The following is a 25,154-nucleotide window of genomic DNA, read 5'->3' as shown; positions in this document are numbered from 1 at the left end:
ACTCTCTTATTATTGTAAAACAATTAGATAATAAAAAGCATCGTTTTTTCATTAGAATTCATAATTAATAGAACGAACTTTAACAAGAAAAAGTTTCGTTATGTTTGTGTTTGTGTCTAAGAAATGTATGAGAAAAGGATATCGTTATAATATAAAAAGTCGAAATTCTCTTTTATGGTTTTAATATAAAATTATGTAAAATAGGGTAGTGAGAATTGAGTGGTTAGGATGTTCGGTAGAAGTACGGCGTTTTTTGCAGTTTATCTTCTTGAGAATGTGGAAAGATATACTGGAGAGACGAGCGGTGCTAGCCAATTTATCAAAAAAAGTGAGAACTTTTTATTAACAAGGAGCTTAGATCATGATCGCATTTGAGAATGTTACGAAAACATATGAAAACAACCAAGTTGCAGTGAATTCCATCAATCTTGAAATACAGAAAGGAGAATTTTTTGTCATTATAGGCCCTAGTGGTTGTGGAAAAACGACACTACTAAAAATGATCAATCGATTAATTCCTTTAACTGAAGGAACAATACGAATTAACGGTAAAAGAATTAGCGATTATAACATACATGAACTACGATGGAATATTGGTTATGTGCTCCAACAAATTGCTCTTTTTCCACATATGACAATAGAAGAAAATATTGCTGTTGTCCCTGAAATGAAAAAATGGAACACGTCAGAAATCCAGCAGCGAGTTCGTGAATTATTAGAAATGGTAGGGCTTGAACCAGACAAATATAGTGAGCGCAAGCCAAAGGAGCTTTCGGGTGGTGAACAGCAACGGGTTGGTGTTATTCGTGCATTGGCCGCAGATCCTGAAATTATATTAATGGATGAGCCATTTAGTGCACTAGATCCAATAAGTCGTACAAAATTACAAGATGATCTTCTAGAGCTTCAACGAGCGATACAAAAAACAATCGTATTTGTTTCCCATGATATGCAAGAAGCGTTGAAGCTAGGGGATCGAATATGTGTGATGAAGGATGGGGAAATTGTCCAAATCGGTACGCCACAAGACATTATTCAAAATCCAGTTAATGATTTTGTACAAAAATTTATTGGGATAAAGGATAATCCGTTCAGTGTATTTACCATTCAACAAGTAATGGAACCATTTGCTGAAGAGGAACATCAAAATTATGTTAAATATAGTGTTACTGTAGAAGATTCCTTACAGAGCATTCTTCAGCAATTGGCTCAACGAGAATGTGTTGTAGTGAAAAAGGATATTGAAATAATTGGAATCATTACAAGGCAATCCATGTTGCAGTTTTTAGCCTCAGAACGAGGTGATGCAAATGACTAATTTTTTTGACGTTTTGAATGAACGCAAAGGCCAGCTAATTGCTTCATTAATAGAGCATGTCCAAATTTCTTTCATTGCCCTCTTTTTTGCAGTCATTATTGCTATACCTCTAGGAATCTATTTAACGAATAAAAAGAAAATAGCAGAAAGCGTTATTGGAATTAGTGCAGCTTTACAAACAATTCCTTCATTAGCTCTATTAGGTTTGTTAATTCCATTGCTTGGTATTGGGAAAACACCTGCTATTATTGCCCTTGTAGTCTATGCGCTTCTTCCCATTTTACGCAATACATTTACAGGCATAAATGAAGTAGACCCGTCTTTAAAGGAAGCGGCAATGGCGATGGGGATGAATACAACAAGAAGATTAGTGAAGGTAGAACTGCCACTGGCGATGCCTGTCATAATGGCGGGCATACGGACAGCGATGGTCTTAATAGTCGGCACAGCCACACTAGCAGCATTAATTGGTGCTGGTGGGTTAGGAGATATTATTTTGCTTGGTATTGACCGCAATAATACATCACTTATCATCTTTGGTGCTGTACCAGCCGCTATTTTAGCATTAGTATTTGATTACCTATTGAAAAAGCTAGAATCACTGTCATTTAAAAGAACAGTTACGGCATTAAGTGCGATTTGTGTGGCGGCAATTGTGTTAATTGTGTTGCCATTCTTAAACTTTAATGACAAAGAGGATATTGTGATTGCGGGGAAACTTGGATCTGAGCCAGAAATACTGATTAATATGTACAAATTATTAATTGAAAATGACACAGATTTACATGTGCAATTAAAACCTGGACTTGGTAAAACTTCCTTTGTCTTTAATGCACTTAAATCAGGAAGCATCGATATTTATCCTGAATTTACAGGTACAGCAATAGCAGAGTTTTTAAAAGAGCAAGCGGTAAATAATGACCAAAAGGATGTTTATAAACAAGCAAAAGAAGGCATGCTGGAAAAATTCGATATGGTCATGCTCAAACCAATGCAGTACAACAATACGTATGCATTGGCTGTTTCAAAACAAATGGCTGAAACTTATCAATTACAAACGATATCAGATATTAAAGCTATTCAAGACACAATCAAAGCGGGCTTTACGTTAGAATTTAATGATCGTGAAGATGGCTATTTAGGCATTCAAAAGCGCTATGGTATTAATATTGCTTCTATTACAACGATGGAACCAAAGCTTCGATATCAAGCTATTCAATCAGACAGTATCGATTTATTAGATGCATATTCAACTGATAGTGAGCTACGACAATATGATTTGACTGTTTTAATAGATGATCAACAGCTATTCCCACCATATCAAGGTGCGCCATTGTTAAGAAAGGAAACACTCGAAAAGTATCCTGAGCTTGAAAAGGTATTAGGCAAGCTTGCCAATCAAATAACAGATGACGAAATGCGTGAAATGAATTATCAAGTAAATGTTGAAGGAAAAAATATAGAAGATGTAGCACGGACATTTTTAGAAAATGCAGGATTGCTGTAAGTCGGAACGTGTAGAGAAAGTCCCAAATAGTGCATACTATTTGGGACTTTCTTTGTTGACGATACTTCATGTGACGTTATACAATAAAAAAAGACCGTCCAGACGGTTTTTATTAGAAGTTTTTAAGGAGGGATACGATGTCATCGAAGGCAGATTTAAAACGTGCCCATATTATCCAAACGGCGATTCAATATTTAAAGGAACATGATTTACATACTTTAACGTTGGACAAAATTGCCCAAAAGGCGAATATCAGTAAGGGTGGTCTTCTGTATCATTTCAAATCCAAGGATGACCTTTATTCGGCTATTGCGCAAACCATTATGACAGAATTTGTCGACTCTTTTGAAGCACTAACTAAGCTGGAGCATGGTACTGGTAAAAGAACAAGGGGGTTTATCTTAGCTTCACAAAAAGATTATGAAGACGGAGCTTGGATTAATATAGCTATTCAAATTCTCTATAATGACGATAACTCAATTTCCATTGCCTATGAGCAATTACTCGAAAGTCTGCTACACGATGGCCTTGATTCATCAATCGTTCATATGATTCGCTTAACGATTGATGGTTTGTATTATTCCAAGTTATTAAATATCGCACCAGTATCTAAGCAAGTAACTGAAACTGTTTTTGATCAATTATTGCAAATGACGAGAAAGGACGATCAAACATGAGTGCATTAGGTTTTTTATTCATTGCAATAGTTGCGGAGGTTTTTGCCAGTTCAATGTTGAAACTAACTGCAGGATTTAAGCGGTTGTTACCTTCACTAGGCGTTGTCATAGGGTATGGGGCTGCCTTTTATTTTTTATCATTAACATTGCAATCTTTACCGATTGGCACTGCCTACGCGGTATGGGCAGGATTAGGCACAGCGTTAACGGCTGTTGTTGGCGTGGTTTTTTATAAAGAATATTTTAATGTCAAAAAGCTTGCGGGCATTTTATTGATTATAATCGGTGTGGTAATTTTAAACCTCGCCGGCGGAAGCCATTAGGGGGATTTGAAAATGAAAGGTTATATATATTTAACGATATCTATTGTCTGTGAAGTGTTTGCGACAACAATGCTCAAGCTATCTGAAGGATTTACTGTACTTGGTCCATCATTCGCAGTTGCATTTGGTTATGGCATTTCTTTTTACTGCTTGTCTTTATGTTTAAAAACTTTACCATTAAGTTTAGCCTATGCGATTTGGTCAGGGGTTGGGACAGCTTTAACAGTCGTTCTAGGCATTGTCATTTGGGGAGATATTTTTAATCTCTATACAGCAATTGGCATTTCATTAATCATCGGTGGTGTAATACTGCTCAATCAAGGGAATCAACATCATGCACATTAGCATCGCGGGAAACCTATTGCGAATCGCGGAATTAAAGCATAGAATCGCGGAATAACCATTGCGAACCACGGAATTAATACATAGAATTGCGGAAAAATCGCACTGAACCGCGGAATTAATGCAATACTTCGCGGAAATTTCATATCAATAGTGTGAAGGATGCTAGGTAAACTCCTAGCATTCTTTTTTTTGTAAAACGCTGTTATTTTTTAGTGTCACCTTATAAATTATGTCGTCATATTTCAATAACGTACATATTATAACGAGAAAGGACAAATAAAATTTTTGCTACTGTTCGAGTAATGATACATTGCGAAAATGGAATAGGAAGGGGCTGGGGAAATTGGGTGTTGAAAAAGGAAGAAACCACTTTGTAAGTGAAGCGCTATTCGATATAAAAGCACTTCAGGATATAATCACAGATTTTCATTCGAAATATTATGGTCAGCTTCTTGTGAAAATAGTTGGTAGTGATACCATTCCCTTTTTTTTAATAACGCACAATGGAGCACATTTACGATTAATAGATACTGTCAAACAATTTGAAACAGAGTATTTCCGTATAGAAGAAATTGATAAGGAGCGTTGCCGAGGAACCATTTCACTGTTACGAGGTTATGATTATGAAGGCAATGAAACGAACTCAATTGCTGATGTTGTAAGACTAGAAAGAACAAGTACAGAAAAGTCTATTGAATTAGGAAGTATTTCAGCTATACAGCTATTAAATCCTGATTTATTAAAAAAGAAATTCATTATTGAGCCTAAGTGGTAAGAAACGTTCTATGGTAAAACTACTAAAATAATTGAAAAACTAGAGCATCTGTCCATATGCAAGCTGCGTAATCTGAATTTAATAGAAAGAATCTATAGAAAGGAAGATTAACGCATGACAATTATAGGGATGTTGCATCATCGTCTAGATCCTAAAACTGTTCTCAAGTCATATGCATATGCAGCAGTTGCAAAAGCAGAAGGGGTAGATTTTTTTTACTTTACACCTAGAAAGGTAAACTTTGACAACCGTACTATCGATGGGAAGGTATTAGAAGATGGGCAATGGCATGAAAGAGTGATGCCCTTTCCAGATGTCATTTATAATGCTGGAAGTCCAGAAAAATTATCGGTGTCGAAAGATATTATAGAGAGATTGAAAAAGGAAATACCATTTACTACACATTCTATAGGAAATAAATGGAATGTTATGGAGCGATTAAAAGAAGCCAAAGAATTTGATAAATATATTATTCCTACAGAAATAGTAAAAAACATCGATGTATTTCATAGTTATATTGCCCATCATAAAAAAATAGTATTTAAACCGATTGATGGTCGGAAAGGTAAAGGAATTTATTTCATTATAAAAATAGGGGATAATTTCGAGGTACGGCAAAATAGCGATAACCGTATGTATTCAAAACCCCAGCTAAACGCATTAGTAAATGAACTACTTGCTACAGGAACATTTATTATGCAACCTTATATTCAATCAAAAATGAAATCGGGTCAAGTATATGACTTTCGTCTACATGTGCAAAAAAATGGTGAGGGAAAATGGGTTGTGACGACAGTTTATCCACGAATAGCGCCACATGGCTCGATTATTCCAAATATAAATAACGGAGGATATACAAATTATTTAGATCCATTTTTGGAGCAGGAATTTCAGGAAGAAGCTTATAATATACGACGAATGTTAGAACATTTTTCATTATCTTTGGCACGCCATTTAGATGATATTCAGATGACGAAGTTTGGAGAAGTCATTGATGAAATTGGGATTGATGTTGGGTTAGATGCGCAACAAAGAATTTGGGTCTATGAAGTAAACTGGCGTCCAGGCTGTCCACCAGCATTTTATTTAGAATTAGATGTCGTGATCCATTCAATTCGCTATGCAAAATACTTAGCAGAAAACCACCAACCTGTAAAAAAAGCGAAGGTTAAACAAAAACCAAAACTCGTAGATTCTAAACCTAAACCAGTAGAGCAAAAGCCTATGGTTGTAGAGTCAAAGCCTCAGCCGGTAGAGCCAAAGCCAAGTTATATAGATGCAAAAACCGATAAACCGATTATTGCAATTACTGGAAGTGCAGGGAAGACAACATCGAAGGCATTTTTAGGGTCTATATTATCTAAAAAATGGAATGTATTCGAATCTAAAGATTATTGGAATACGACCGAGCATACTAAAAAACATGCTGAAGAAATTAATGAGTCCCACCAAGCCGTCGTTCTTGAATACGGAATGGCCTATCCAGGGATTATTACGAATCACTGTAGTATTATTCAACCGAATATTAGTATCGTAACGAATATTGGTCTTGCTCATGTTGGTAACTTTGATGGTGATGTGAGACTAGTTGCGAAAGCTAAATCAGAATTGATTCAAGGTATGGACCAACAAGGGTTACTTATCTTAAATAAAGATGATGAAAACTCGAAATATTTATTGACTGATCAATTTAAAGGGAAAATACTGACAACTGGAGTGAAGACGGAAGCAGACTATCGAGCTTACGATATTCAATATAAAGAAAATGGCATGTCCTTTAAAATGAAACTCCAAGGGCAGGAAATCCAATTATTTATTCCAATATTAGGAGAACATCATGTATATAATGCGCTAAATGCAATCGCAGTTGCTGATTATTTAGGGTTTACGCCGCAGGAAATAAAAGCAGGTTTACATTTCAAAAAACCGCCAAGAAGGCTGACAGTCTATAACTGTCGTGAAAATATAACGGTTATAGATGACACTGTGCATTCCCATCCTCAAGGTGTAAGGGCTGCTCTTGAAGTATTGACAAATGTCGGTAAGAAGAGGCGGATTGCCATTATTGGTCAGATGCGGGAACTAGGAGATTTAAGAGAAGAAGAATATCGTAAATTGGGTGAATATATTGCTGACCAAAGTATTGATCTTTTAATTACTTATGGGTTCAGGACCGAAGAAATTGGTGCAGCAGCAAAGGCTAAAGGGATGAAACAAGAGAACATATATCATTACACGAACAAAGATCATTTGCATGCCTTGCTGGAGGAACTTATTAAGCCTGATGACACGATTCTCGTGAAGGGCGCAAGTAAAACTAATATGTTTGAAACGGTTAAATTTTTAGATAAAACATTTAAAGCATAAATAACATAACCCGAGCAGTTGCCAAATTGATAGGTCAACTACTCGGGTTGTTTATGTTTGTGCTGTATTTAAAATGATATGTATAAATTGAATGTCGTACTTGGATGCGTAATTTTAGAGCGGATGTAGCAGGACAAAGCCACATCCGCAAAAACTGCTTCATTTGTAATCTTAACAAGTGTATTGAAAAATTTATAAGGCTTTTATTAGAAATTTGATTTCCTTAGCGGCTGTTATGGCATTATTTTTAGCTTGAACTAACGATTTGCCCTCAGCAATGACGTAGGCATAGCGATGCCCCATAGATAATGGAGGGGTTAAAATTGTTCCTTTTCTAGGTTTTACATAGACATCTACAACACCTGTTGATTTTGAAGCCCTAGTTCTTCCAATTACTCTTTCTAACACACCTTTACTTTCTACAATCACATATTTTGTGAAAACGAACTTATTATGGCGTGGGTTTATATTAGGTTGTTCACCTAAAAATAACTTAAGTGTTTCTTCCACATAACTAAATCCGAATGCAGCATGTAACATGTTATTCATAGCGCCCCCAGAAATTCTAGGATTAATTTCAATGAGCTTCCAACCGTTATCTGTTAAACGAAGTTCTAAATGCAATGTTCCATTTTCAATATCAAATACATCAACGATAGAATGGAGCACCTCTTCAATTCCTTTTTGAATATGCGGTGGTACTTCTGCGAGTACACCATAGCCTGTAATAATAAATCGCTTGCCTTGTGTAATCTCTTGTTCAATAATACCAATCGTATGAACTTGGCTCTTATAAACCAGAGCTTCAACTAAATATTGAGGGCCATCAATATATTCTTCAATCATGATGGTTTCCCCAGGATTTTTGTTTTGGAGAAATGTGAGGTGTGTATCGAGTTGGTCTTTATTTGTTGCAAACAGTACGTCTTTAGAGCCTGTTGATTTAGGTGATTTAACGATTAGTGGGAATACCATATTATTTGTAAATGATTCGTGTGGTTTTTTTAGAACAAACTTAGGGGAATAAGGTTGATCCTTTAAGATATTCCTTGTTTTTTCTTTATCCTCCATCATTTCAATAGCAGATGATGACGTATAGTTTTGACAAAATTCATCACATAAAATAGAGGCAATATGAACAAATGGGTCTACAAAACTAACAATTGATTTTATCTCTAATCCGGTATCAAACAAATTGTGAATTTCTTCTATCATTTCTTCTATATTGGAGGTGTCGATAAGAACCATTTTATGAATGTCTGGATAGGCTTTTCTCTGTTGTAATTGTTTTGTATTGTTTGTGAAGAGTACCGTAAAGTAACCCAATTTTTCTGCTGCTTTTATCGCTTCACGACTAGATCCAGATTTGTTTGTACCTATAAATATAATTGCCTTCAGTATAATCACTCCTTCAGTTGGCACTTGGATTATTAATATACATTTTATATATATGCTGTGAAATAGTTTTCTTCTAGTTATGTATCATGTTTACATCCAAGCAACTTTTGTGTCTATTCATATAATAGAAATGAAAGGAGTGTGAATTGATATGAAGCCTCTATCGGTGAAGAATTTAACAGCGATTACTGCAGGTAAATTATTGCAAGGGTCGGATGAGGTGCTGATCCAGTATGGCGCATATCGACTAAAACAAGTTAAAAAACCGTATACTGCACTTTTTACAAACAAACGCATTATCAACTGGAAAAGTCTAGAGTCGCTTTCCCCACTAGTACTTGTAACAGATCGTTTGTATAGTCAGGATGAAATTCCTCAAAAAGTAATCATCATTCAAGTAGAGAATGCAGATGAGGCCTACTGGAAGTTTGTACATTATTATCGTAGTCAATTTGAAATCCCTGTTATTGCAATTACCGGTACCTCTGGAAAAACAACAACGAAGGAGATGATTAAGCATATTCTTTCTGCTGAAAAAGAAGTTGCTGCAACTACATTAAGCAGTAATTCTAGAACAGCTTCTTTGCAATATCTACTTAGCATCGATGATGAAACAGAAGTTGCTGTCTTTGAAACAGCGGTTGGATCACCTGGGGATGTAAGGAATGCAGGAAAGTATTTCAAGCCGACTATCGGCATTATTACCAACATTGGAGCCCACCATTTAAACTATTGTAAAACGTTAGATGGCTATATACAGGCAAAAGGCGAAATGGTTGAAATTGTGAATCCAGCAGGTTCATTAATTCTCAATGCGGAAGATGCAAATATTAAAAAAATCGATTTGTCGAAATTCAAGGGAGATATTATTAAAATCGGGCAGCATGCATCATGTGATTTTAAAGCAAGTCATATTCGGTATGTTGAAAATGGCATGCAGTTTACGATGCATCACAATATGAAAAAATATGACGTTTTCGTCCCTGGATTTGGAGAGCATCAAGTATATAATGCATTAGCCGCGATTGCTGCTATTAATGAATTAAATGTACCGATTTCTTTAGCAATTAAACAATTAGTGTCATTCAAGAAAATGAAAAAGCAGCTACAACTTTTTGAAGGCATTAATAATTCACTGTTAATAGATGATACTTGGAGTTTAACAACGACTTCATTAGAAGCAGCTTTAAAGGTCTTAAATTCAGTAGGAGAGGGCATGAAAAAGATAGCCGTTATTGGAACGATCACCGATTTAGGATCGTGGGGTTATGTTATCCATGAGCAAGCAGGAGAGTTAATCAATCGCATTGGTGTAGATGTGCTAATTACAATAGGAGAGCATGCCCGAATTATGGCTGATCATGCAGTGAAACTAGGATTTAGAGACCCTGTTTATACTTTTAAAAATAGTACACTCGTCTATAAGTTATTACATGAAATAGTAGATGAAAATACAATTGTCCTGATAAAAGGAGATATGTATAGTAAACAAATTTCCAATCTGGCAGCAGATTTAAAAATAAAAAAATCATTTAGAGATACAAAGTAATGATGGATGCAATGACAACAGGATAAATACTGTGTCACATGAGGTCATTTAATAATATTGTATAGTAATCTACTAGAAAGGAGCGCTCTGAATAAAAGATAAAGTAATTCAACAAATAATAGTCGTTGCTAGAAATAGGGATGGATACGCTCCTTTACCCAAACTTCTAGCTATCATTTTTCATACTATAATAATGAGAGGGGGGACGGAGTTAACGTGCAAAATATAAGTGTGACTGTGATTAGAAAGTTACTACAAGGGGTTTTAGTAAGCGGTTCTGAGCAGTGGTTTGTCAAACATGCTATTTATTATAACCGCCATGATTTGACACAGAAAAATACACTAATGTTCATTAATAAAAGTGAGTCTATTAATTGGAAGGAAATCGACCAGAAGGGGCCATCCCTCGTCATTTCAGATAAACCTTTAAATGAACTTAAAAACGCACTCGATAATACAACCGTTATTCAAGTAAAAAGTACTTTGCAGGCGTACTGGAAGTTTATTGAATACTATAGAGGCCTTTTTGATATACCAGTTGTCGCATTAACCGGAACATGTGGGAAAACAACAACAAAAGAAATGATTAAACATATTGCAAGTAAAGATTGGAATGTGCAGGCATCAGTTAGTAGCAAAAATGAGCCTCGCCAATCTTTACCGTATTTAACGGGCATCGATAAAACAACGAAAGCAGCTGTATTTGAGCTAGGTCTGGGGAATACAGGTAACATCAAACATCAATGTATGATCTACAAACCAACAATTGGAATTATTACAAATATTGGTGTGCATCATTTAGATGGATGTAAAAATCTTGAGGGCTATATAAAAGCGAAAGCTGAAATTTTAGAAGGGTTATCGGAGGATGGCACGTTAATCATCAATGGTGATGATGAAAATACAAAAAAAGTACCCTTGCATAAATTTAAAGGGAAAATTATCACTATTGGCGTTCAGCAGCATGCAGATTACAAAGCTTCTAACATTGAATTTACGAACAACGGCATGAAATTTATCCTGCAAGTATCTAATGAAAAGTATACGATCTTTGTACCTGGTTACGGAGAACATCAAGTGTATAATGCGCTAGCGGCTATCGCAGCTATAAAGGAAATGGGAGTGTCTATCCAAACTGCAATCTCGCGTTTAAAAACATTTAAACCGATGGCAAGGCACCTGGAATTTTCAACTGGTATCGGTGAAAGTACCATTATAGATGATACATGGACGAATAACCCAACATCGGTTGAAGCTGCTTTAAAGGTTTTAGATACGATAGGAAAAGATAAAAAAATAATCCTTATATTAGGTGATATAAAGCGATTGGGTCTTTTCGAAGAAAAGTATCATCGTGAGATTGGTTCTATGGTGGCACAGAGAGATGTTCAAATGCTTATTACGATTGGAAAAAGAGCTGAAGATATAGCAGCTCAAGCAAAAAAAGATGGAACAACTGCGGAGGTTCATATATTTAAAGATGTCACAGGTGTACTAGAAATACTTAAAGCAAAACTTGATAAAGATACGATTGTATTAATAAAGGGCCCTATGTCTAGTCGATCCATGATTGAATTTGCTAATCAATTAAAGGAAAAATAGCCTTTTCTAAGGCCGTACTAGCGACTACTCATCAGTAGCTATTTTATGCGAAAGAATCCTTATGTGCTTAGATAAAATCCATTTTACGGTAATGTAAGGTTCCGCTGATTATATCAAAAACATAGCATACAAAGCGTGGTAATTACACTGCTTGTATGCTATGTTTTATTATTTTTATAGAGTGAAGATAAGACGTCGTGCTGTCAAATAGCAGCTGATTTTCTTAAAATACGCGTTTTGCTGTTAAATAATGCTCTTTATAGTAATCAACAAAGAGTACTCTAGTAGTAACACCACTTGAAGTTGGAATGATGATACGCTGATCTCCAGCATAGATACCTACAAGGGAAGGGTTTTTTGACCCTTTCACACTATTAAAGAACACTAAGTCGCCCTTTTTTAAATTGGCGCGTGATACCGTAGTTCCTTTAGCCATTTGTTCTTTTAAGGTTGTTGCGCCAAGTTTTACACCGCTCTTACGATAGACATATTCTACGAAACCAGGTGCTGTAAAACGTAAGCTTTGTTCTTTATTTAATGAGCTTATTGTTACTTTATTTTTATAAGTTAATGCATTTTCAACAACTGTATCGCCTTTCGTCGCAGGGTTAGCCGATAGTAATGTTGGTAATACTCTTCGTGCAGATACGTAGTTGTCAGTATAATAAGGCTTACTACTCATATCCGAAATGACGATATTTTGCTTGGAATCAGCCATATGAATAATTTTGTTATTTCCAATGTACATGCCTACATGATCGGGGTCTGTGCCCGTTTTTTTACTTTTAAAGAAAACTAAGTCGCCTTTTTGCAATTGGCTTTTAGGAACAAATGTCCCTTGCTGGATCATATAATTTTCATTATAAGTCCCAATATCTACTCCATTCTTTTCAAAAATATACATAATAAATGAAGCACAAGAAAACTTGTAAGGATATGTAGACTTGTAAACTGAATTACTATATGTGGCCTTACCAATTAAACTTTTTCCTGTTTGAATAAGTTGCTCAGCTTTCGCTGCGACAGCTTTGTCATTATGTTGTGCATTTGTCGTTGCAGCCTCAACTTTGATTGGTTCAATGGATGCTTGAACGATTCCGAATGAGCTAAATCCAATCGATAATGCTAGTGTAGTTTTTAAGAATTGTTTTTTCATGCTGTTTTTACCTCCTGTAAGCGAGCAGTAAATTCATATCTGTTTGCTTGCTGTTGCAATAATCGTAGCATGAAAAAGTAGGGGTTCTGCGAGGTAAATGTTTCCACAGGGAGCCGTACTTTATGTAAAAACCTTGATATATAAGGCTTTATCGCTTGAATTTACAGTTTCATTACAAATGTTTCAGTTTGATAAATAGTGCATACAAAAAACACTAGTAACTATGCATTGTTACTCATAGAAATAATGCTAGGCAATGTGCAAATAGAGAAATCAAAATAAGGGTAAGGAATGATATAAAAATAACTTTATTAGTCAAAGTGTACTTATAAAAGCACGTATTATGGGAATTTTATTGTTGATCATTAAGTGGGAAATATATAGTTCGAGTCATGGGTATTATAGGTAATATATGTTATATTTAGGTAGAAATAGATTAAAGCTTTGCCCGCAAATATTGGCGAAATTAGTTGTTCAATAGTAGTAATTTATATAATTTCACGAACGAATTTCACGAACGAAAGGGGAAAATAGTATGTTGCAAATACTTAGGTTCAAAACAATTAGAGCTAAAATTTTAAGTGCTTTTTTCATTGTTGTATTTTTCATCGCCTGTTTTAACACCTATAGCTTTTTCGCCAATAAACGTGTTATTGCTGCTGGAGAAGAAATTGTTAATAAAGAATTACAGTTGTTAACAGCAAGTGAAAAGTTATCATCGACCATTAGTGTTCGAACAACTGCTGCTAAAAGCTACGTCCTAACAGGAAATCAAATTTATAAACAGGAATTTGATGATTATATAAAAATTGCAGAAGAAAATAATACAATATTAAATGATTTGTCGACAGATAAAAGCTTAACGGCAACAGTTGAAAAAGCAAGACAATGGCGAAGTTTTGTACAAACGAAAGTATTTGATGAATATGATAAAGGAAATATAGAATTGGCTGTTCAAAACCTTAATTCTGTTGATAGTCTCGCAGTAGAAATTAGAGAAGGATACGGGGACCTTGCAAGTGCAAGAGAAGCATCTATTAATAAGCTTGGGCAGGAAATGATCGCTCAATCGAAGAAAACGATGAATGTCGGTTTAATGATAGGAGTAATCACAACTGTAGTTGCAATTGTAACCGCTTACATATCGGCGTATATGATTGCTAATCCGATAAAAGCAGTAATAGAAAAAATATCGCAAATGGCAGATGGCGATATTAGTCAGCCCTCTTTGCCTGGAAGAATGAAGGACGAAATCGGCTTACTTGTGCAATCGACAAATACATTGAATAGTAAGCTCCATGAAATTATTGGTTCTATAAATGTTGTTTCAGGCAATGTTGCTGCCAACAGTGAACAACTTGCACAATCTTCTTTAGAAGTGAAAACGGGTGCAGAACAAATTGCACTAACAATGCTTGAACTAGCGGGGGGCTCTGAATCACAAGCACAAAATGCAGGGGATTTAGCGCAAATGATTGATACATTTAAAATAAATGTCCAGCAAGCCAATGCACAAGGCATAGATTTACAAGGCTATTCGAGTGAAGTATTGCAACTTACTACAAATGGCCAACATTTAATGAATAACTCAACACAGCAAATGTTTGCTATTGATAAAATTGTCCAAGAGGCTGTTGCAAAAGTAGAAGGCTTAAATAGGCAATCACAGGAAATATCTAAATTAGTTTCTGTCATTGACGATATTGCCAATCAAACCAACTTATTAGCATTGAATGCTGCAATCGAAGCGGCACGTGCAGGGGAGCAAGGCAAAGGTTTTGCTGTTGTGGCTGACGAAGTGCGCAAGCTTGCAGAACAAGTATCATATTCAGTGACGGATATTTCATCTATAGTAACACGAATTCAAAACGAAACAGTTGGGGTAACAGCATCACTTCAAACGGGGTATGAAGAAGTGAAAAGGGGCACAGAGCAAATTACGACTACTAATACTACCTTTGAACAAATTGCCTCTGCTGTTAATAGTATGGTTAGTAATATTCAAGGGATAACAGAAAACTTGCAGGGCATTTCAACAGCAACTGAGCAAATCAATCGTTCTATCGATGAAATTGCAGCTATATCAGAGCAGTCTGCAGCTGGTGTAGAGGAAACGACTGCCACAATTGATCAAACAGTTGCAACAATGGATGAAATCTCGAAGAATACAGATTATTTAGCATCGATGGCAGAGAATTTAAACAAAGAGGTTCAGCACTTTAAACTGTAAATAAAAAAGCAGCCATCGATGGCTGCTTTTTTTAAAATTTAAATTGGCTGAATAATTTCTACCCGATTACCAAAAGGATCTCTAAATTCAAAGCGCTCAAAATTCGGAATTGGAACAGAATCGAGGATTTCGATATGATGCTCTGTTAATATTTTTTTCCAATATGCTACATCTTCTACTTGATAGGCAATATGCGCTTTCGTTGTTAGTCGATCAAAGCCGTCTTCTGTGCCAACATGTACTTCTTGATGACCAACTCGTATCCAAAATCCACCACGCCCTTTAAGGGATTCTGGTTTCTCTATTTCTTTGAGCCCTAACACATGGCAATAAAACCCTTTCCCTTGCTCTTCGGTACCTTTTGGAATCGTTAATTGTACGTGATGTAATCCGACAATCATAGTAATCCTCCTCAGTATTTCTTGTTATAACTATATATTCAACAAATTCCTTTAAATACCTCTTTGTTAGTAGATTGTTATATTATGATGTCGTCAATCAGTACAATAGAGAATTACTAAAAGAACTATGTACCGAAATAATATACATATCTTCATAAAAGTTATACTTTTCAGAAAAATGTATGTTATAGTAAGAAACATAATTAAATATTGTGTAAGAGTTGGTGCCAAATGAAAGTTTGGCTTAAAAGGGAAGTCGGTGTAAATCCGACGCTGTCCCGCAACTGTAAATCGGAGCAAATCACATATGCCACTGGGGAACTGGGAAGGCTGTGAGGCGTGTTGATGAGAAGCCAGGAGACCTGCCAATGTCTAGTACACACCAAATAACCTACGTGGAAATAGGTGGTGAGATGTGACCGAATCGGCACTGTGCGACTAACGAATATATACGATAATTAATATATTATCGTATCGCCTCGTCATAGCTAATTTAGATATACATTAACTACCATTTTCCAAAAAAGGAAGATGGTTTTTTTATTTTAAACCAGAGGAGAGAAGTAATATGACGTATACAACGACTGTAATAGGCTACCCATACATAGGGGAAGACCGTGAATGGAAAAAGGCATTAGAGGCATTTTGGAGAAATGAACTTACAGAAGAAGATTTTTTACAAAAAATGAAAGAAATTCGTCTTGCACGCATCGACAAGCAGCTTTGTAGCGGTATAGATATTGTCACTGTTGGGGATTTCACCCCGTATGACAGAATGCTTGATACAGCGATGATGTTTGGCTTAGTGCCAAAGCGCTTCGGCTGGCAGGGTGTAAAGGTTGATTTACAAACGTATTACGCGGTAGCGCGTGGAAATAAAGAAGCTGTTGCTAGTGAAATGACAAAATGGTTTAATACAAATTATCATTACATTGTACCTGAATATGAAGGACAAGCTCTGCAACTAACAGACAATAAAATACTTGCAGATTTCCTTGAGGTTAAAGAAGTATATGGCATTACTGCAAAGCCAACGCTAATCGGGCCATATACATTTTGCAAGCTAACAAAAGGTTACGATAAAGTATCACAAGTTGCGTTTATTTTAGCACTACTACCACTGTATGCGCAGGTTATCCAAGAACTAGTATCAGCCGGTGCTGACTGGGTTCAATTAGAGGAGCCTGCATTAGTCACATCATTAGATGAGGCAGAGGTCAAACTTGTGCAAGAAATATATACACAATTAGCAGCGGCTGTACCAGAGGCTAATATTATGTTACAAACCTATTTTGAATCGTTATCAGCTTATAACACACTTATTGAACTCCCTGTACAAGGATTTGGCTTGGATTTTGTTCATGGCTATACGAAAAATATGGAGGCGCTACGTCAATTTGGCTTTCCACATGATAAAGTATTGGCAGTAGGTATTGTTAATGGACGAGATATTTGGAGGGCAAATTTAGCAGAGGTAAGTACAACAGTTAGGGCAATTGAACAGCTGACTAGTGCACAGGAGCTGTGGGTTCAATCGTCATGTAGCTTACAGCATGTGCCGATTTCGACCGCACTTGAAACAAAATTAGAGCCTGTCTTGAAAAATGCGCTTGCATTTGCTGATGAAAAATTAGCAGAAATATCAGAGGTGGCTAAATATTTAAAAGAAAAAAATCACACGTCAAATCATACTATCTCTGAGAGCATGAAAGCAATTGAAGCATTAAAAAAACATTCCGTACGAAATAATCTAGCAGTTCAACAAGAAGTACAAACGATGTCAACAGAGGATTTTGAACGTCAAAATGATTATAATGCGCGTCAGATTATTCAACAACAGTCACTGCAGATACCCCTATTCCCAACGACTACGATTGGTAGTTTTCCTCAATCTGATGAAGTGAAGCGCACACGTAATGCATGGCGTAAAAAACAGCTTGCAGATGAAGCATATGCTGACTTTGTCGCACAAGAAACGAAACGGTGGATTGCCATACAAGAAGATTTAGATATTGATGTACTAGTGCATGGTGAATTCGAGCGTACGGATATGGTGGAATACTTTGGTGAAAAACTAACAGGCTTCGCTTTTACAGAAAAAGCTTGGGTCGTTTCGTACGGCTCACGTTGTGTGAAACCACCGATTATTTACGGTGATGTTGCATGGGAAGCACCGATGACAGTGAAAGAAACTGCCTATGCACAAAGTTTAACAAATCGATATGTGAAAGGAATGTTAACAGGTCCCGTTACGATTTTAAACTGGTCATTTGTACGTGACGATATCGCAAGAAAAGATGTAACCTATCAAATTGCACTTGCACTAAGGAAAGAGGTTGAGGCACTAGAAGCGGCTGGCATTGCTATTATTCAAGTCGATGAACCTGCATTACGTGAAGGCTTGCCTTTACGTAAAGAAAATTGGGGCGAATATTTGGATTGGACAGTGAAGGCTTTTAAGCTCGCTACGGCTAGTGTAAAGGATGAAACACAAATTCATACACATATGTGTTACTGTGAGTTCAATGATTTTATTGAACCAATTAGTGCATTGGACGCTGACGTTATATCTATAGAGACGTCACGCAGTCATGGAGAGCTAATTGCATCACTGCAAATAAACCCATATGAAAAAGGGATTGGATTAGGTGTTTACGATATTCATAGTCCTCGTGTGCCAAGCGAACAAGAAATGTTAAGTATCATGCAGGATAGCCTCCAAGTATTATCGACAAATCAATTTTGGATCAACCCAGATTGTGGTCTAAAAACGAGAAAAGAACCTGAAACAGTTGCAGCGCTCGCTCATATGGTTGCTGCTGCCAAAACATTACGACAACAAGTACAGCAATCAACATATTGATTATCTAGAATAAGAGAAAACGATCTTTTCATTACAAGCGTACTCTAAAAAATAACATCCCCTGAGAGGCGAAAATTCTCAGGGGATTTTGTCTGTATTTTGGACAAGATAGTCTTGTTACATGTTTATAACAAAAACTAAAATATTTGTTTTATTTAAAACAATGAATTTAATGTGAAATATTTAATGAAAAATTATTATAAAAACTAGTATTTCGGAATTAAAAAAATAATAATATTTTGGGAATTAATTAAGGTGAAATTAAAATTTTTGATAATTATTTTTGCTAAAATCAAGTAAAAAAATGTTATTTTATTTTTTCTGAATTTTTAGTATTATGATGGAAAATAAAATATATCTTTGTTTTTAATCTTTTAAACAGATTGATAAGGACTTTCTTTTAATTAATGGTACGACTGGAGATGCAAAGGAAATTAACGGAGCGAAATGGCATTTCTTTAAAAGTGATAAAACAGGTAAAGTAGGTGCAAGTAAAGCTGTGTTAAAGTATTTGAAGTCAAAAGGAATTCCTTATGAAATTTATGATTAGAAATAAAAGTTGACATAGAATTTTGATTATTTATATTAAAATATCGTTGGTAAAGCTAAAATCGGAGGGAATACAAATTATGACTTTATCCCATAGTCGTCTATTAATGATAAAAGCATTAAAAAAGCTAGTAGTACCTTATTTAAGAGAACATGGTTTCAAAGGCTCGTTTCCACATTTTAGAAGACAAAATGAAGAGCATATGGATGTCATTACTTTTCAATTCAATCGTTATGGTGGCTCTTTTGTGGTAGAAGTAGCTATATGTGGGAAAGATGGTTTCACAACGAGTTGGGGGACAGAAAATTCCTGCAAACAAAGTAACTACATATGATCTAAATTTAAATGATCGTTGTAGACTGAGGGAAAATACAAAGAAAACTGGTTATAATGACCCTTGGTTTTATTATGAGGAAGCAAAGGCAGACGAAGATTTTGAACAAGTAGCATCAAAAGTACAAATTCGTATACAAGATGTTTCTGATTACAATTGGATAAAAAAACTAGTTTCATTAAACGAGGATTGGGAATAATCGCAAATGAAAAATCAACTATATCATTTATCGGTGCTTTTATAAATGAGTTCGATGAGGCACCGGACTCATTTATAATTTCGTTGGAGGGAATACGAATGATGACTTTATCCAATAGTCGTATACTAATGATTAAGGCGTTAAAAAAACTAGTAGTGCCTTATTTAAGAGAACATGGCTTCAAAGGCTCGTTTCCACATTTTAGAAGACTAAATGAAGGGAATATAGACTTAGTAACTTTTCAATTTAATCGGTATGGTGGCTCTTTTGTAGTTGAATTAGCTGTTTGTGGAAAAAATGGTACAACGATGAGTTGGGGAGAAAAAGTTCCACCAAACAAAGTGACTGCCCATGATGTAGGGAATCGTTTTAGATTAAGAGAAGATATATATGGAACAGATGACAATGAGTGTTGGTTTCATTATGAAGAAGCGAAGACAGATGAAGACTTTGACGTAGTTGCATTAAAAGTACTGAAGTGCATACAAGATGTTTCGGATTTCAATTGGATAAAGAAACGAGTTTCATTGAACGTGGATTGGGAATGAATCTGAAGAAACTCAATCTATTTATTCCGGCGCTTTTATAAATGAGTTCGGTGGGACAGAGGACACAGGACTCATTATTAATTTTACTCTAGTTTGTATGGTGTTGGTTTACTCTCGAAGTACCAAAAATATCGTTGGAGGGAATACGAATCATAACTTTATCCAGTAGTCATTTACCATTGATAAATGTATTATAAAAACTGGTAGTGCCTTATTCATAAGTACGCATTCTCATTCAGAATGTATCTGATCGGAAGTGGATAAAGAACTAGTTTCAGTAAACGTGGATTAGAAAAATGCGAATTCCTTTCCTTAGTTAGGTTTATTGAAAACCATTTGGCAATGAATTATTTTACTATGTTTTTAATGTATTTACCGATATATGCAAGGATATCGGTACATAATAAGGTTTACGTCAGTAAAATAAGGTATAGTATATTTGTTGAATAGATTCTTCTTTAAGGATTAGAAAAGTAGGTGAACAAAGTGGGGAAATATCAATTGGATACTAAAGGTAAGGTAGCTGTGACAAAGTATCATGAAAAAAACAAACCTGCCAAATTTGATAAAAAGCAGCAAATTGAAAAAATACGTGCGGAGTATTTGAAAAAGAAGCAAGAACAAACAGAAAAATAATAGAAATGAAAACATAGGGAGACTTAATTTATTATAGGTTATCTATATACTAAATGCACTTGAAGCCTTTATGGAAAAGGGTTTAAGTTTAGTATATATACTAAAACTTTTAGTAGAGGCATCGTCAAAAAATGCGGTCTTAACAACATTAAGAAATATGCATAACCGTCGATAGTGCCACAATGTTTCAAATACAACTAAAGCATTGCTATGACTGACATTTGAAGAACGTGCATAAAAAAATGTATAAATAATATTCCCAAGGAAAGCCACGAAACGTTGATGATACAACATTCGTGGCTTTTTTATGTGCGTCCACAATTTCATTGGGAACGTTATTTTTTATAGGTATTTTTATAGATTTTAAATAAAGATTAATCAAATGTAATAAAGTCTGATAATTTATAATAAAGTCCAATAATTAGTAAAAAAGGTGTGATACAATTGCTTTGACTAGATGGGCAATGACACTTCAACTAAAGGCCATTTTATTGAATACCATCTACACAAGACCTTCGATCCAACAAAGACTTCAGATAAAGAAATACATGGTTATCTCAAATCATTTCGTGTGATGAAACAAGATGAACACAATAAAAAGCTTAAAGGAGAGAAATCAAAATGAGTGTAGAAATTTATAATGGAGAACGTTCTGAAGAAAGTATTCAATTTGAAAAATGGATAACTTCCCAAGGTAATAAAAGGAGTTTTGCTAGTATTGAAAACACCAAAAGCTTCCTTATGCAAAGGGGAACTGAAAATACTAAGCCCTATGTTATTGGGGAAGATGTTAAATTTTCAAGTGATATTCAGGAGATGACATTCGAGGGCATGCAAGTCTTCACATTAAATGACAAAAAGTCGTCAAAACAAAAAGTTATTCTTTATATACACGGTGGTGCTTGGACGAGTCAACCTTTAGATTTACACTGGTTGTTTATGGATAATATGGCACAATCTTTAGATGCAAAAATTATTGCTCCTATTTATCCTAAAGTCCCTCATTTTAACTATAAGGATACCTATCCGAAAATCCTAAACCTCTATAAAGAAATTCTTAGAACTATTGACAGTATCAATCAATTGACTATCATGGGAGATTCGGCTGGCGGAAATATCTCACTTGGTCTGGCCCATCTTTTAAAGATGGAAGATCTCCCTCAACCGAAAGATATTATTTTATTATCTGCATGTGTTGATATGAGTTTGAGCAACCCTCTTATACCTGAATATGATGAAAAGGATCCTCTGTTAGCTCGTGAAGGAATGGAAGAAATTACAAAGATATGGGCAGCTGATAAAAGTGTAACTGACCCATTGATTAGTCCAATTTATGGTGACTTTAAAGGACTTGGGAAGATTACTCATTTTATTGGAACACACGAAGCTTTATATCCAGATGCTATGAAACTTGATGAAAAACTAACAGAACAAGGAATTGAAATCAATACCTTTGTTTATCCTCAAATGATTCATGTGTTTGTTGTTATGCCAATCCCTGAAGCAAAAGATGCTCAACAAAAAATTATTAATATAATTAATAACTAAGTGCTTTCTTCTAAGTCATGGAATAGTTGTTTTATATTTAAATGGAGACAGGTTAGCAGGCAATAGGTAGAAATCACAAACTTAATATTCAACGAGCGCGATTACAAAAATCAGCGCTCTTTTTCATTAAAGGGCCATAAAATCGAATAAGTTCTTAATAAGTTATGGGGTATTTATGGTTAATTGTATAGTAAAGGAGATATTTGTAGAGTTTGGGAATAGCGTAAATCACAGTAGCTCTTATTATTAGGTGGGTTAGATGTAGGTAATAGATCTGAAGCTGTTTAACGTAAATAATCATAGGGTATTCATTAAAATGTAACAGGATATAGTTAGTGCAAGCTCGAAAAAGCTTTGCGAAACTTTTTTATCTTTAAAGTTTAATAAATATACAAAATAGGAGATGATTTTTGATGGGAAACCCACATCTAACCGATCCTCGTAAGAAATTTCATACGGAAAAATTCCCTGATCAAGAACAGGACACTCCAGCGCTACAGAATGAAATGAGCCCCAAACCTGACTGTGGAGAAGAATCATATAAAGGATACAATCGCCTGGAAGGGCGCAATGCCTTGATTACCGGAGGCGATTCCGGGATTGGCCGTGCCGTCGCCATTGCTTATGCACGCGAAGGAGCAAATGTGGCCATCCAATTCTTCCCTGGTGAAGAGGAAGATGCCAACGAAGTCAAAGAATTAATTGAAAAAGCCGGCAGAAAAGCATTACTGCTACCGTATGACTTGCGGGAAGACGGCACAGCGACTGAGATTGTTACAAAAACAGTGGAAGCTTTTGGCGGATTGGACCTGCTGGTATTGAATGCTGCGCAACAAATCGCCCAGCCATCCTTAAGTGACTTAACAATCAAACAAGTGCATGACACTTTCAAAGTAAACGTCATTAGCATGTTTGAGACTGTAAAAGCTGCTGAAAAACATCTGGAACCAGGAAGTGCGATTATCACCACTACATCGGTTCAATCTTTCGATCCGTCCTCATCCTTAATGGATTATGCCGCTACAAAAGGTGCGATAAGCAACTTTATGGTATCCCTGTCTTCGTACTTTGCTTCTAAGGGAGTGCGTGTCAATGGTGTCGCGCCAGGCCCGATTTGGACGCCATTGCAGTTGGATAATGGAAAGTTGGAAGGCGAAATTCCTGTTTTTGGCCAAAATACGCCTCTTGGCCGTGCGGGACAGCCAGTGGAGCTTGCACCGGTGTATGTTCTTCTAGCCTCCAATGAAGGAAGTTATATCACTGGTCAGATTTATGGGGTGACTGGTGGCAAGCCGATAGACTTGTAATCTTAAGTATGTGACAAAAAAACGCCCTCGAAATCAGTGATGTTCCTCTAACATTCCTTTAATACGGCACGGGAACACATAAACGTAATAAATAGTATGCTTCCTACAGTTGATGTTTTGTGTTTTAACTTTTGAAGGCAACTAGATGCTTCTTTAATAACAGCCTTCAACATTGTGCGCTGTAGTTTAATAAGCAACGGTAGAAGAATGATAAGAAAAAGGGCTCGATTCCATTAAATAGGAATCGAGCCTTTATATTTAAACCCATCAGCACCAATGTGGTGCCACATACACTCCACAGATGGAGAGGCTGGCGCATAGTTAAAAATCTATATACGAATCTCAGCCTCTCTGCTATTTTCATTTAAAACTTTAAATGGTTAGTTTTATTTATTTAATTCCTTATATAAAACGTATTTTAAAGCAGATAGTTCATCTTCAGACAGTTTACCTTCAATTTCGGATAATACTTCATCCTTATTAATAGAACCGTTTTGCGCTTGTTCCTGAATTTCAAGTAAACGATTAACGCCTACTTTTTTTATTAACACACGTGTCGCTTCTTCCTTAGTTTGAAAGGGAAGTGTATCCGGATTTGTCGTTGCTGCCTCGCTCACAATTTCTTGAACCTTTGGATCGTTCTGGATATAGGATTTAACTTCTTTTAAATTTTCGTCATCTAAAGTAGATTCCACTTTTTCAATTATTTTTTCGGAAGCGATATTTGTCCCAAAATGCCACACAGCATAGCCAGCTGCTCCGAGTAAAACAAGAATTATTGCGGTAATTGTTAAAAATTTTTTCATCAACTCACTCCTAACACTTTGAATATAGCACAACTTCTAAAAAACCACGAAAAAAAGATATTTTTTATAATTGGTTTAATTACAATTATTTGTGAATCTAGAGCAGATAAGAATTCACCTTATTGTAGGTATATTTCGAATTAAAAGCTAGTCTGATTTTTTCAGACTAGCTTTTTAATTTCCTTATGCAGCTTGAAAAATAAGAAGAGCACTCCGATTTCTACAATGAGCGGGACAAAAATCATATTCAAATGGAAGAAAAGTATACTTATGAAAATAGCTAGACAAATAAAAATTGAACTATATCGATAATTTTTTGATTGATAAAAGAATGAATATGGTAACAAATGAGCACCGTAAATAATTGCATAAACAGGTAACACCCACATCGGTGCTTTCATTAATAGAAGAATACAAATAATTAAATATAAAATTTGATTGTTTGTTGCAATCAATAATCCATTAATCAAAGGGTTTTCTTTATAAAATAAATTAACTTTTAATATTTTGGCACAAACAATTGAAACAGGAAATAGCAAGGCACCACAAGATAAGATGGCAATGTTTTTAATCATTAAATCTAAAGGCAACAATGTGATTGTTGTAATAACGCCCCAAATAAATAGGGAGGCCATTATAAAAGGAAGACCCTTCTTTTGTTTCTGTGCAATATCATTTAATAGTACTTGTAAGCTAGTGTCGAGGTTCATTTTCT

Annotated in this window: 22 protein-coding genes and 1 riboswitch; of the genes, 17 read left to right on the top strand and 5 right to left on the bottom strand. The window is 35.5% G+C overall.

Annotated features, from left to right (window positions below):
• The first annotated feature begins 361 nt into the window (after positions 1-361).
• From ACIQXJ_RS09165 to ACIQXJ_RS09135, 7 genes are all read left to right on the top strand, one after another.
• A complete protein-coding gene (locus tag ACIQXJ_RS09165) occupies positions 362-1,318 on the top strand; it encodes an ABC transporter ATP-binding protein (protein WP_403052437.1) in 957 nt (318 codons plus the stop codon).
• Positions 1,311-2,825, top strand: a complete 1,515-nt coding sequence (locus ACIQXJ_RS09160) for an ABC transporter permease/substrate-binding protein (protein ID WP_403052434.1) — start codon at positions 1,311-1,313, stop codon at positions 2,823-2,825. The genes ACIQXJ_RS09165 and ACIQXJ_RS09160 overlap by 8 nt, the downstream gene beginning before the upstream one ends.
• A 137-nt stretch (positions 2,826-2,962) precedes the next feature.
• Positions 2,963-3,502 (top strand): TetR/AcrR family transcriptional regulator, encoded by a 540-nt coding sequence (locus ACIQXJ_RS09155; RefSeq protein ID WP_403052431.1) that lies wholly within the window; start codon positions 2,963-2,965, stop codon positions 3,500-3,502.
• Positions 3,499-3,825 carry a DMT family transporter gene (locus ACIQXJ_RS09150; RefSeq protein WP_340824701.1) on the top strand — a complete coding sequence of 109 codons (327 nt, stop codon included), beginning with the start codon at positions 3,499-3,501 and terminating at the stop codon, positions 3,823-3,825. Before ACIQXJ_RS09155 ends, ACIQXJ_RS09150 begins: the two co-directional genes overlap by 4 nt.
• A 12-nt stretch (positions 3,826-3,837) precedes the next feature.
• Positions 3,838-4,170 (top strand): DMT family transporter, encoded by a 333-nt coding sequence (locus ACIQXJ_RS09145; protein WP_403052428.1) that lies wholly within the window; start codon positions 3,838-3,840, stop codon positions 4,168-4,170.
• 343 nt (positions 4,171-4,513) lie between these two features.
• The gene (locus tag ACIQXJ_RS09140; RefSeq protein WP_403052425.1) at positions 4,514-4,945 is read left to right on the top strand and encodes a hypothetical protein; all 432 of its coding nucleotides are present in this window, start codon (positions 4,514-4,516) and stop codon (positions 4,943-4,945) included.
• A 114-nt stretch (positions 4,946-5,059) separates the two neighbouring features.
• Positions 5,060-7,312, top strand: coding sequence for a YheC/YheD family protein (locus ACIQXJ_RS09135; RefSeq protein ID WP_403052422.1), 2,253 nt, complete (start codon positions 5,060-5,062; stop codon positions 7,310-7,312).
• 192 nt (positions 7,313-7,504) lie between these two features.
• Here ACIQXJ_RS09135 and ACIQXJ_RS09130 read toward each other — a convergent pair whose 3' ends face one another.
• Complete coding sequence (locus tag ACIQXJ_RS09130) at positions 7,505-8,710, bottom strand: ATP-grasp domain-containing protein (protein ID WP_403054869.1); 1,206 nt, start codon at positions 8,708-8,710, stop codon at positions 7,505-7,507.
• 151 nt (positions 8,711-8,861) lie between these two features.
• Between ACIQXJ_RS09130 and ACIQXJ_RS09125 the strand changes: the two genes are divergently transcribed.
• Complete coding sequence (locus ACIQXJ_RS09125) at positions 8,862-10,259, top strand: Mur ligase family protein (protein WP_403052419.1); 1,398 nt, start codon at positions 8,862-8,864, stop codon at positions 10,257-10,259.
• Positions 10,260-10,475: 216 nt separating this feature from the next.
• Positions 10,476-11,861, top strand: a complete 1,386-nt coding sequence (locus ACIQXJ_RS09120; RefSeq protein WP_403052417.1) for a UDP-N-acetylmuramoyl-tripeptide--D-alanyl-D-alanine ligase — start codon at positions 10,476-10,478, stop codon at positions 11,859-11,861.
• Between the two features lie 223 nt (positions 11,862-12,084).
• Here ACIQXJ_RS09120 and ACIQXJ_RS09115 read toward each other — a convergent pair whose 3' ends face one another.
• Positions 12,085-13,017, bottom strand: a complete 933-nt coding sequence (locus ACIQXJ_RS09115; protein WP_403052414.1) for a C40 family peptidase — start codon at positions 13,015-13,017, stop codon at positions 12,085-12,087.
• A 535-nt stretch (positions 13,018-13,552) separates the two neighbouring features.
• Between ACIQXJ_RS09115 and ACIQXJ_RS09110 the strand changes: the two genes are divergently transcribed.
• Positions 13,553-15,247, top strand: a complete 1,695-nt coding sequence (locus ACIQXJ_RS09110) for a methyl-accepting chemotaxis protein (RefSeq protein ID WP_403052411.1) — start codon at positions 13,553-13,555, stop codon at positions 15,245-15,247.
• A 38-nt stretch (positions 15,248-15,285) separates the two neighbouring features.
• Here the strand turns inward: ACIQXJ_RS09110 and ACIQXJ_RS09105 are convergent, their stop codons facing one another.
• A complete protein-coding gene (locus ACIQXJ_RS09105) occupies positions 15,286-15,648 on the bottom strand; it encodes a VOC family protein (RefSeq protein WP_403052408.1) in 363 nt (120 codons plus the stop codon).
• 205 nt (positions 15,649-15,853) lie between these two features.
• Positions 15,854-16,032, top strand: a riboswitch (cobalamin riboswitch).
• Between the two features lie 184 nt (positions 16,033-16,216).
• On the opposite strand from ACIQXJ_RS09105, the gene metE reads away from it, so the two are divergent.
• The 7 genes from metE (at position 16,217) to ACIQXJ_RS09070 (ending at position 23,633) form a co-directional block, all read left to right on the top strand.
• Positions 16,217-18,511: a 5-methyltetrahydropteroyltriglutamate--homocysteine S-methyltransferase gene (gene metE, locus ACIQXJ_RS09100; RefSeq protein WP_403052405.1), complete on the top strand. Its 2,295-nt coding sequence runs from the start codon at positions 16,217-16,219 to the stop codon at positions 18,509-18,511.
• A 629-nt stretch (positions 18,512-19,140) separates the two neighbouring features.
• Complete coding sequence (locus ACIQXJ_RS09095; RefSeq protein ID WP_403052402.1) at positions 19,141-19,395, top strand: DUF4304 domain-containing protein; 255 nt, start codon at positions 19,141-19,143, stop codon at positions 19,393-19,395.
• Positions 19,337-19,594: a hypothetical protein gene (locus ACIQXJ_RS09090; RefSeq protein ID WP_403052399.1), complete on the top strand. Its 258-nt coding sequence runs from the start codon at positions 19,337-19,339 to the stop codon at positions 19,592-19,594. Before ACIQXJ_RS09095 ends, ACIQXJ_RS09090 begins: the two co-directional genes overlap by 59 nt.
• 98 nt (positions 19,595-19,692) lie before the next feature.
• Positions 19,693-20,142, top strand: coding sequence for a DUF4304 domain-containing protein (locus tag ACIQXJ_RS09085; protein WP_403052397.1), 450 nt, complete (start codon positions 19,693-19,695; stop codon positions 20,140-20,142).
• 486 nt (positions 20,143-20,628) lie between these two features.
• Positions 20,629-20,778 (top strand): hypothetical protein, encoded by a 150-nt coding sequence (locus ACIQXJ_RS09080; RefSeq protein WP_401007602.1) that lies wholly within the window; start codon positions 20,629-20,631, stop codon positions 20,776-20,778.
• 621 nt (positions 20,779-21,399) lie between these two features.
• Positions 21,400-22,326, top strand: coding sequence for an alpha/beta hydrolase fold domain-containing protein (locus ACIQXJ_RS09075; RefSeq protein ID WP_403052394.1), 927 nt, complete (start codon positions 21,400-21,402; stop codon positions 22,324-22,326).
• Positions 22,327-22,739: 413 nt separating this feature from the next.
• The gene (locus ACIQXJ_RS09070) at positions 22,740-23,633 is read left to right on the top strand and encodes an SDR family oxidoreductase (protein WP_403052391.1); all 894 of its coding nucleotides are present in this window, start codon (positions 22,740-22,742) and stop codon (positions 23,631-23,633) included.
• 386 nt (positions 23,634-24,019) lie between these two features.
• On the opposite strand, the gene ACIQXJ_RS09065 is transcribed toward ACIQXJ_RS09070, so the two are convergent.
• Complete coding sequence (locus ACIQXJ_RS09065; RefSeq protein WP_403052389.1) at positions 24,020-24,439, bottom strand: hypothetical protein; 420 nt, start codon at positions 24,437-24,439, stop codon at positions 24,020-24,022.
• 161 nt (positions 24,440-24,600) lie between these two features.
• Positions 24,601-25,149, bottom strand: coding sequence for a DUF7010 family protein (locus ACIQXJ_RS09060; protein ID WP_403052386.1), 549 nt, complete (start codon positions 25,147-25,149; stop codon positions 24,601-24,603).
• Between the last annotated feature and the right edge of the window lie 5 nt (positions 25,150-25,154).

It is taken from the genome of Lysinibacillus sp. NPDC097868 (genome assembly GCF_044761135.1).
GTDB lineage: Bacteria > Bacillota > Bacilli > Bacillales_A > Planococcaceae > Lysinibacillus.
The sequence above is the reverse complement of the archived record's forward strand: the minus strand, read 5'-3'. Positions and strand labels throughout refer to the sequence as shown.

What these genes read in the sequence shown, in the direction of transcription:
- ACIQXJ_RS09165 (WP_403052437.1), top strand. Translation starts at nt 362, where the DNA reads ATGATCGCATTTGAGAATGTTACGAAAACATATGAAAACAACCAAGTT.
- ACIQXJ_RS09160 (WP_403052434.1), top strand. Translation starts at nt 1,311, where the DNA reads ATGACTAATTTTTTTGACGTTTTGAATGAACGCAAAGGCCAGCTAATT.
- ACIQXJ_RS09155 (WP_403052431.1), top strand. Translation starts at nt 2,963, where the DNA reads ATGTCATCGAAGGCAGATTTAAAACGTGCCCATATTATCCAAACGGCG.
- ACIQXJ_RS09150 (WP_340824701.1), top strand. Translation starts at nt 3,499, where the DNA reads ATGAGTGCATTAGGTTTTTTATTCATTGCAATAGTTGCGGAGGTTTTT.
- ACIQXJ_RS09145 (WP_403052428.1), top strand. Translation starts at nt 3,838, where the DNA reads ATGAAAGGTTATATATATTTAACGATATCTATTGTCTGTGAAGTGTTT.
- ACIQXJ_RS09135 (WP_403052422.1), top strand. Translation starts at nt 5,060, where the DNA reads ATGACAATTATAGGGATGTTGCATCATCGTCTAGATCCTAAAACTGTT.
- ACIQXJ_RS09125 (WP_403052419.1), top strand. Translation starts at nt 8,862, where the DNA reads ATGAAGCCTCTATCGGTGAAGAATTTAACAGCGATTACTGCAGGTAAA.
- ACIQXJ_RS09115 (WP_403052414.1), bottom strand. Translation starts at nt 13,017, where the DNA reads ATGAAAAAACAATTCTTAAAAACTACACTAGCATTATCGATTGGATTT.
- ACIQXJ_RS09110 (WP_403052411.1), top strand. Translation starts at nt 13,553, where the DNA reads ATGTTGCAAATACTTAGGTTCAAAACAATTAGAGCTAAAATTTTAAGT.
- ACIQXJ_RS09105 (WP_403052408.1), bottom strand. Translation starts at nt 15,648, where the DNA reads ATGATTGTCGGATTACATCACGTACAATTAACGATTCCAAAAGGTACC.
- metE (WP_403052405.1), top strand. Translation starts at nt 16,217, where the DNA reads ATGACGTATACAACGACTGTAATAGGCTACCCATACATAGGGGAAGAC.
- ACIQXJ_RS09095 (WP_403052402.1), top strand. Translation starts at nt 19,141, where the DNA reads ATGACTTTATCCCATAGTCGTCTATTAATGATAAAAGCATTAAAAAAG.
- ACIQXJ_RS09090 (WP_403052399.1), top strand. Translation starts at nt 19,337, where the DNA reads ATGGTTTCACAACGAGTTGGGGGACAGAAAATTCCTGCAAACAAAGTA.
- ACIQXJ_RS09085 (WP_403052397.1), top strand. Translation starts at nt 19,693, where the DNA reads ATGATGACTTTATCCAATAGTCGTATACTAATGATTAAGGCGTTAAAA.
- ACIQXJ_RS09075 (WP_403052394.1), top strand. Translation starts at nt 21,400, where the DNA reads ATGAGTGTAGAAATTTATAATGGAGAACGTTCTGAAGAAAGTATTCAA.
- ACIQXJ_RS09070 (WP_403052391.1), top strand. Translation starts at nt 22,740, where the DNA reads ATGGGAAACCCACATCTAACCGATCCTCGTAAGAAATTTCATACGGAA.
- ACIQXJ_RS09065 (WP_403052389.1), bottom strand. Translation starts at nt 24,439, where the DNA reads ATGAAAAAATTTTTAACAATTACCGCAATAATTCTTGTTTTACTCGGA.
- ACIQXJ_RS09060 (WP_403052386.1), bottom strand. Translation starts at nt 25,149, where the DNA reads ATGAACCTCGACACTAGCTTACAAGTACTATTAAATGATATTGCACAG.